The organism is Bacillota bacterium, assembly GCA_012837335.1.
Lineage (GTDB): Bacteria > Bacillota > Limnochordia > Darwinibacteriales > DTU012 > DTU012.
Genome location: DURM01000006.1, coordinates 1 through 7956 on the forward strand (window position 1 = coordinate 1; position 7956 = coordinate 7956).

5 protein-coding genes are annotated in these 7956 nt (G+C 50.1%); all 5 read left to right on the forward strand.

The features are described from left to right. Positions 1-846 (forward strand): alfa-L-rhamnosidase RamA (locus GX019_00425; protein HHT35622.1); only part of this gene is annotated, 846 nt, incomplete at its 5' end. A gap of 11 nt (positions 847-857) precedes the next feature. Next, positions 858-1904 (forward strand): hypothetical protein, encoded by a 1047-nt coding sequence (locus GX019_00430; protein HHT35623.1) that lies wholly within the window; start codon positions 858-860, stop codon positions 1902-1904. 17 nt (positions 1905-1921) lie between these two features. After that, complete coding sequence (locus GX019_00435; GenBank protein HHT35624.1) at positions 1922-4015, forward strand: hypothetical protein; 2094 nt, start codon at positions 1922-1924, stop codon at positions 4013-4015. Between the two features lie 167 nt (positions 4016-4182). Beyond that, on the forward strand, positions 4183-7470 hold the full coding sequence (locus GX019_00440; protein ID HHT35625.1) for a glycoside hydrolase family 2 protein: 3288 nt from the start codon (positions 4183-4185) through the stop codon (positions 7468-7470). Between the two features lie 149 nt (positions 7471-7619). Continuing rightward, the gene (locus GX019_00445) at positions 7620-7886 is read left to right on the forward strand and encodes an AbrB/MazE/SpoVT family DNA-binding domain-containing protein (protein ID HHT35626.1); all 267 of its coding nucleotides are present in this window, start codon (positions 7620-7622) and stop codon (positions 7884-7886) included. Positions 7887-7956: the final 70 nt, after the last annotated feature.

Genomic DNA, 7956 nt, shown 5'->3' on the forward strand with positions numbered 1-7956 from the left:
TACTACGCTTACTCAGCGGAACTGACAGCTAAAACTGCCGAAGTGCTGGGTAAAGCTGAGCTGGCCGAAGAGTACCGGCAGCTGGCAGAAGAAGTAAAAACCGCTTTCTGCGAGGAATTCGTCACTCCGCGAGGACGGATGGCTGCCGATACCCAAACATCATATATTCTACCCCTGTTTATGAATCTGGTGCCGGACCACTTGCGGCCCAGGATTCTGGAGCAGCTGGTGAAAAAGCTGGAGGACAACAACTACTATCTCCAGACCGGTTTCGTGGGCACACCCTATCTCTGCCGCGTGCTCTCGGAAAACGGCTATAATGATATCGCCTATCGGCTGCTGTTAAATGAGGAGTTTCCCAGCTGGCTCTATTCTGTTAAACTGGGAGCAACCACCATCTGGGAGCGCTGGAATTCCCTGCTTCCTGATGGCAGGTTTGGGGAATTAGGCATGAACTCCCTCAACCACTATGTGTACGGATCGATTGCGGAGTGGATGTACCGCAATATGTGCGGCATCAATCCTGAGGAAGCCTACCCGGGCTTTAGGAAAATCCGCCTGGCGCCTCAGCCCAATCGCAGCTTAGAGTGGGCAAAGGCCAAGGTCGATACCGCTGCGGGAAGGTATGAAAGCGGTTGGGAATACAAAGATAACATGCTCCACTACCGCTTCAGAGTTCCCTTTAACGCCGAAGCTGAGCTGGTCTTGGATGCCGGGGCCGCAGCTATAACCATCAACGGCGTAAACTTAACCAAATCAGATTTTACCTATAAAGAAGAGTCAGGAAAGGTAATGATCACTCTTAAAACCGGTGCTTATGAAGTAGAGCATCCGGCCAACATGTAAGGAGGATGACTATGAGTATGAATATCCATGAACGATTAGCAGCGTTTTGGTCCGGAGAAAAACCGGACCGGATTCCCTATACTATCTACCAAAACGAGTGGCGCCACACCCAGAATGATCCGGCCTGGATTCCCCTGTTTGAAGCGGGCTTAGGTGTGACCTACCAGGTGCCGCTCCATAAGACTGTGCAGAAAAATATTGAGTACAAAACCGAAACCTACACCGAAGGGGGACGGGAGTTTACCCGCACCACCATCGTCACTCCCGTGGGGGAACTTTACAAAGTAGAAGCAGAAGGCTGGACCCAGAAGTACTACCTGGAAACGCCTGAGGATTATAAAATTATGACCTATATCACTAAAAACACGGAGTTATATCCGGACTATGAGGGCTTTCTGGCCAAGGAAAAGGAAATTCAGCCCTATGGTGTAGCTCTCATCGCCGCGGGCAGAACCCCGATGCAGACCATTTTAGTGGACTATGTGGGCCTGCAGAATTTTGCCTTCCACCTCTTTGACTGCGAAGCAGAGCTGATGGAGCTTTACGATGCCATGCTGAACAACTTCACCAAGCAGGTGGAAATTATGGCGGAAGGTCCGGGCCGCTTTGTATCGGTGTTAGAAAACTTTACCGCCGAGACAATGGGACCGGTGCGCTTCAGTCAATTCCATATTCCGGTTTATGAAAAACTGTTCCCGATTTTACAGCAGAGCGGTAAAATTGTGGGCACTCACTACGACGGCAAGCTGGAAAGCTGCAAAGACTTAATCGCCACAGCGCCGATTGATTTAATCGAGTCCCTCACACCGCCGCCGGAGGGGGATATGACCCTGACAGAGTGCCGCCAAGCCTGGCCGGATAAGCTGTTCTGGTCCAATATCAATGTGTCCAACTACTATTTGCCCAAGGATGAGCTGAAGGAATTAGTCCATGATCTGGTCAAACAGGCAGCGCCTGATGGCCGACGCCTGGCGTTTGAAGTGTCAGAGCAGTATCCTGACAACTGGAAAGAATCGATGATGATAGTGTTAGAAACACTAAACGAAATCGAACTATAATAACACGGAGGTTGGCGATGAAGTTTATTATTAAAGACAATAGCCAGGAGCCGAAAATGCTGCCGATGGAAGGCAGGGCCCAAAACGGCGACTACTATCAGGTCAACAGCAAGTACCTGATCAAAAACGGCAGTCCGTTCCTGCCAGTCATGGGAGAATTTCACTTCTCCCGCTGGCATCCCGATGAGTGGGAAGAAGCGATTTTGAAGATGAAAGCCGGCGGAGTGGATATTGCCGCCACCTATGTCTTCTGGATCCACCATGAGGAAAGGCAGGGTGAATTCGATTTCACCGGTTCCCGCAATCTGCGCCGGTTTCTAGAGACCTGTAAGGAGCTGGACATGCCGGTGTGGCTGCGGATCGGTCCCTGGTGCCATGGGGAGGCCAGAAACGGCGGCTTTCCGGATTGGATTGCCAAAGGCGGATTCCCCCTGCGGCAGAACCATCCTGAGTATCTCAAACATGTGAAAAACTACTGGACTAAGCTTGCGGAGCAGGCGGAAGGGATGATGTGCAAAGACGGCGGCCCAATCATCGGCATCCAGCTGGAAAACGAGTACGGTCACTGCTATGACCGTCCGAAAACTCGGGAGGAAGGCTTTGCCCATCTTCGCACTCTCAAAGAAATGGCAGTTGAGCTGGGCTTTGTTACTCCCTACTACACCGTTACCGCCTGGGGTGGAGCCTATGTGCTGGATGGGGAAACCCTGCCGGTTTACGGCGGTTATGTAGATGCTCCCTGGGCGCAGCATACCAAAGAACAGCCCGCCAGCGAGCAGTTCCTGTTCATTCCTTTCCACGATGACAAAACAATCGGCTCCGATTTAGCCCAAGGGGTGGAGCAGGTGGAAAAAGATACAGATACGGCGCCTTATCTCACTGCGGAGCTTGGGGGTGGGCTCCAGGTTACCGCGCATCGGAGAACTTATCCTTATCCAGAGGATATTGAAGCCCAGGCTCTCTGCATGCTTGGTGCCGGTGCCAATCTGATCGGCTACTACATGTACCACGGTGGATACAACCCTGACGGCCGCTACTCTACTCTGCAGGAGTCAAAGGCTACCGGCTACTACAACGACCTGCCGATCAAAAGCTATGACTTCCAAACCTGTATTCGGGAATCAGGTCTCTTAAATAAATCCTACGGCAAGGTGAAAAAATGGCATCTCTTGATCCGGGACTTCCAGGAAATCCTGGCGCCAACCGATGTCTACCTGCCGGATCAAAAGCCGTCCTCTCCTGAGGATCTGGAGACAGTCAGGGCGGCGGTGCGGCACAACCACCAAACCGGAGCAGGATTCTTGTTTATCAACAACCATCAGCGGAAGCGGCAGATGCAGCCCCACCAAAACTGGAGCTGCCGCCTCAGCTTTGATAACCACACCATTGAACTTGATGGAATCGACATCGCAACCGATGATTGCCTGGTAATTCCCTATAACCTCCCGATGGGAGCTACAGTGCTGGAAAAAACTAACGCTTCTCTTCTCTGCAGGCTCGGCGATTACTGCATTTTCTACACTGACAACGAGCCGCGGTACCAGTTTTCGGGACAACCCGGAAAGGTGATCACCCTATCCACCTGGGAAGCGGAACGGGCCTATAAATTTGGCGACAAGCTCTTAATTGCTGACTGCGCTTTATATGAAAAGAATGGCGAAATCTACGCTCTTTCTCAAAAGGCCAAAGAAGAGATTATTGCTTACGGCACAGATGGAGAGCGGCGAACCATCACAGTGGAGTTTAACCAGGTAGAAGTAGGGGTAAACTTTGCAGAACTTGGTGATGGTAAATCCGAAGATGAAGTTTACAAAGCCTATCAAGTGAAGCTTGAAGCAGTTGATCCCAGTCAGGTCCATGAGCTTTACCTCAAGATTGACTACCTTGGCGATAAAGCCGAAGTCTACCACCAGGATCAACTGATCGCCGACTGGTTCACTACTGGCGATGACTGGTACCTAGCGCTCAAGCGCTATGGCTATCCCCAAGAACTGGAACTGAGAATTTACCCATCTAACGAAGATGTGTACTTCGATCTGCCGGTGGAACACGGCTGGGAGCTTAAAGCAATATCAGCTGTATCTGGAGCTAGAGCGAAAGTTAATCTGTAACGCCACTAAAAGGACCGAGCTTTTCCCTCGGTCCTTTGTCATTGTAACCATTGATCGTCAAGATCTGCAATGTTTTAACCAATAATTGCAATTCGATAACGGTGTTAACAATGTTATTGTTATGTTACAGAAGTGTCCGTGGCTAAAACGTAAATGGAGGTAGTGACATGAGCAAAAGAATTTTTGGGCTGCTGATTGCTTTTATGCTGCTGTTTGCCTTAACCACAGCCGCAGCAGCCGAGCAGTACCGTGTTCCCGACAGCCCCAGCGCGGTCTACAATTTTAACTTAGACTGGAAATTTCACAAACCGTCAGTGAACACCTGGCCGCTTAAAACAGCCATGAACGGCATCGTCGATGAGGAGGGCCGGCAGTTCTACGAACCCGATTACGACGATTCGGCGTGGAAGGATGTCAGTCTGCCTCATACCTTTAATGATGAAGATTCTTTCCGCAGTGTCGCCAATGACGCGGGCGACATGGGAGTGTGGCGGGGGATTGCTTTCTACCGCAAGACCTTCTCTGTACCGGAAGAAGATGCGGGCAAAAAGGTCTTGATCGAGTTTGAAGGGGTCAGGCAGGCCGCATATGTCTACCTCAACGGCGAGATGGTGGGCTATTACGAAGCAGGAGTTACTCCCTTCGGTTTTGACTTAACCAAGCATATCAAATTCGGTGAGGAAAACGTAATTGCCGTTGCCACCGATAACACGAGCGGAAGAGGCATGAGCAGCTTCATCAGCGAAACCAGGCCGGGCACTGAGCCGGGATCCAACAGCGGTGTTGGCTTTCAGTGGAACACCAAGGACTTCAACCCGGTTATGGGTGGTCTTAGCCGCAACGTGAGGCTGTATGTAAAAAATGATGTTTACCAAACCCTGCCTTTATACAGCAACTTAAAAACCAAAGGCATCTATATCTATCCGTCCAACATCAATGTGGCAGCAGCGACAGCTGCCATCACAGTGGAATCAGAAGTGAGAAACGAAAGCGGTCAAGCCAAAAAGGTTTACTTAGAAGTAAATATCATTAACCACTCAGGTGAGCTGGCTTACAGCTTTACCTCACCGCTTCACACAATTGAACCGGCAGCTGATGCTGATCAGGAATACCTGACCGTCGTGCCTGATGATGCGTACGCACCTAACCCGAAACCCCTGGACACCAGTTCGCGAGATTCAACCGTGATCACCGCTTGCGCTGATGTAACCGACTTAAGGCTCTGGAGTGTAGATGATCCATACCTGTACGATGTGTACTGCATCTTACGGGACGAGCAGGACCAAGCGATCGATGTGAGCAGAATTACTACCGGGTTTAGGAAAGTGGAAATTGTGCCCGGATTTGATGGCGGCGTGTTCATCAACGACCAGTTTGTATGGCTGAGGGGTTATGCCCAAAGAGCTGCTAATGAGTGGGCAGCCATTGGGATTGCTCCTGACTGGCTGAAAGACTTTGACGCCCAGTTAATCAGGGAATCCAATGCTAACTTTGTCCGCTGGATGCACATCGCAGCCCAGCCCGCCGATATTCGGGCCGGAGATAAATTCGGCATCGTTTCGGTCCAGCCGGCCGGAGACAAAGAGGGCGATGTTACCGGCAGAAGCTGGGATCAGCGGATGGAAGTAATGCGGGATGTGATTATCTACTTTAGAAACAGCCCGTCGATCATCTTCTGGGAAGCAGGCAATGCGGAGATCAGCACTGAGCACATGCGCCAGATGACTGAACTTCGCAAAGAGCTGGATCCCCACGGCATGCGCTTTATGGGCAGCCGCACCATCGGCAATCTGGAAACAGTTAAAGAAGCGGAATGGGTGGGCACCATGCTCGGCCGGCGGGTCAGGGATGGCGGCGGCTACACGGCCAGCGGCCGAGTGATTCGTGATATGGCGCTCTTAGTGGAAACTGAGTACGCCCGAGATGAAGCGCCAAGAAGAGTGTGGGACGACTTCTCCCCACCGGATTTCGATTACCGCAATGTTTTTACCGGTTCGAACGGCTCGAAAGCAAACGGGCAGGACGCCTGGGATATGACTGCCGAAGACTTTGTGCTGGCAACTGTTACCGGCTACTATGAGTTTTACTCCCGCAGAGTTCAGGCCAACAACCCGGATCCGTATTATGCCGCCACCGCTGCCTTATGCTGGACTGATTCCAATCAGCACGGACGCCAGCAGGCAACTGAAAATGCCCGGATGAGCGGCAGAGTAGATCCGGTAAGAATCAAGAAGCAGTCGTTCTACGCTTTCCAAACTATTCAAAGCGATGAACCATCAATTTACTTATTAGGACACTGGAACTATCCGACTGATCCGAACGCCTATGTGTATGAGCTGAAAGATCAGTATCACAGATACACCGGGGAATATGCCCTGAGAGATGCCACCAACAAAACTGTTTATGTAATTGGCTCCGAGCATCTGGACAAAGTAGAGCTGTACATCAACGGCGAGCTGGTCGGCGTTGATAATCAAGCGCGAAATGGCTTTATCTACGAATTCCGGGGCATCAACATCATGCAGCCGGGCTATATCGAAGCGGTGGGCTACAGCGCTTCCGGGGAAGAATTGGTTAGACACAAGCTTGAAACGGTAGATGAAGTGGTGAGAATCCGGTTAACACCGGTTACCGGACCGGACGGCCTTAGAGCAGATGGCTCCGACATCGCTTTTATCGATGTAGAAGTAGTGGACGCTTACGGCAGAGTCCATCCCTTAGATTACGAGCGGATCGACTTTACCATCGAAGGTCCGGCGGTATTCCTAGGCGGATACAACAGCGGCGTGAAAGACTTAAGGCATGAGCCGACCTATGTCTACGCTGAAAATGGATCTAACAGAGTCTTTATCCGCTCCACCAGAGAAGCGGGTCCAATTACGATTACAGCAACCAGACCGGGACTGCCTCCGGCGGCGGTAGTGATTGAATCAATACCATTTGAGGTTGATGAAAATGGCTTAACTACCGTAATGCCGCAGGTGCTCACCAGGGAAGTGGGCCCAAGACCGGTGCCTCCCCAGGCTTTACCGCCCTGGACTCAGCTGTCGAATCAGTTTGTAATTGACTTTAACAAAGTAAGAATTGTGGAAGACGCTGATGCAGCAGAAGGCAAGGAGCTGATCAAGATTTATCTCAACCAAACTGAGCTCAATCTCACTGCTTACAGAATGGTGGGAGCTTACGGTCCGGCAGTGCCGGTACTGGAAGCTTTGGGTCTTGATTACAGCTTTGACGAAACCGGAACGAAACTTACGGTAACTTGCCAAGATACAACCATCGTCACCGAAGTTGGCAACTCCAATATGTTTATTAACGGCACACCAGATCTGGTCAACGACTGGCCGGAAGTAATCGATGGCAATTTCCATGTGGAGTTAAGCGCCTTAATTCCAGCCTTAGGAATCACCTCCTACTGGAGCGCAGATGGAACCAAGTATCACATTGAGTTTTAGATCAAACATTAAGCCTGCTGCATTCAGCCAGCAGGCTTTTTAACATAGCGTTTGTTGGTATCGAGTACCATTTGACAAATATGACAAATTAGCATAGACTATGGTTAGAAAGTAGGAAAGTCGGAAAATAGGAAAGGGGGAAAACCATGATGATAGTAGAACTGAGAGATAAATCGCAGATAACAATACCTGCTAAAATTATTAAAAACCTAGGACTTAGTGTTGGTGATAGATTTGAGATTATTGAAAAGGATGGCGGCATCTTCCTGTGTCCAGTAGTGGTATATCCGAAAGCAAAAATGAAGAAAATTGCCGAGCTAATAAGGGAGGCGGAATTGGAAAGCGATACACTGAAAACGTATGATGATGTTGACGAAATGTTTAAGGAGATAGGTATTGATCTAGATGAGATTTAAACTAAAGCCCACTAGAACGTTCAAGAAAAACCTTAAACGATTGACCAAAGTCGAACAGAAAATGGTGAGA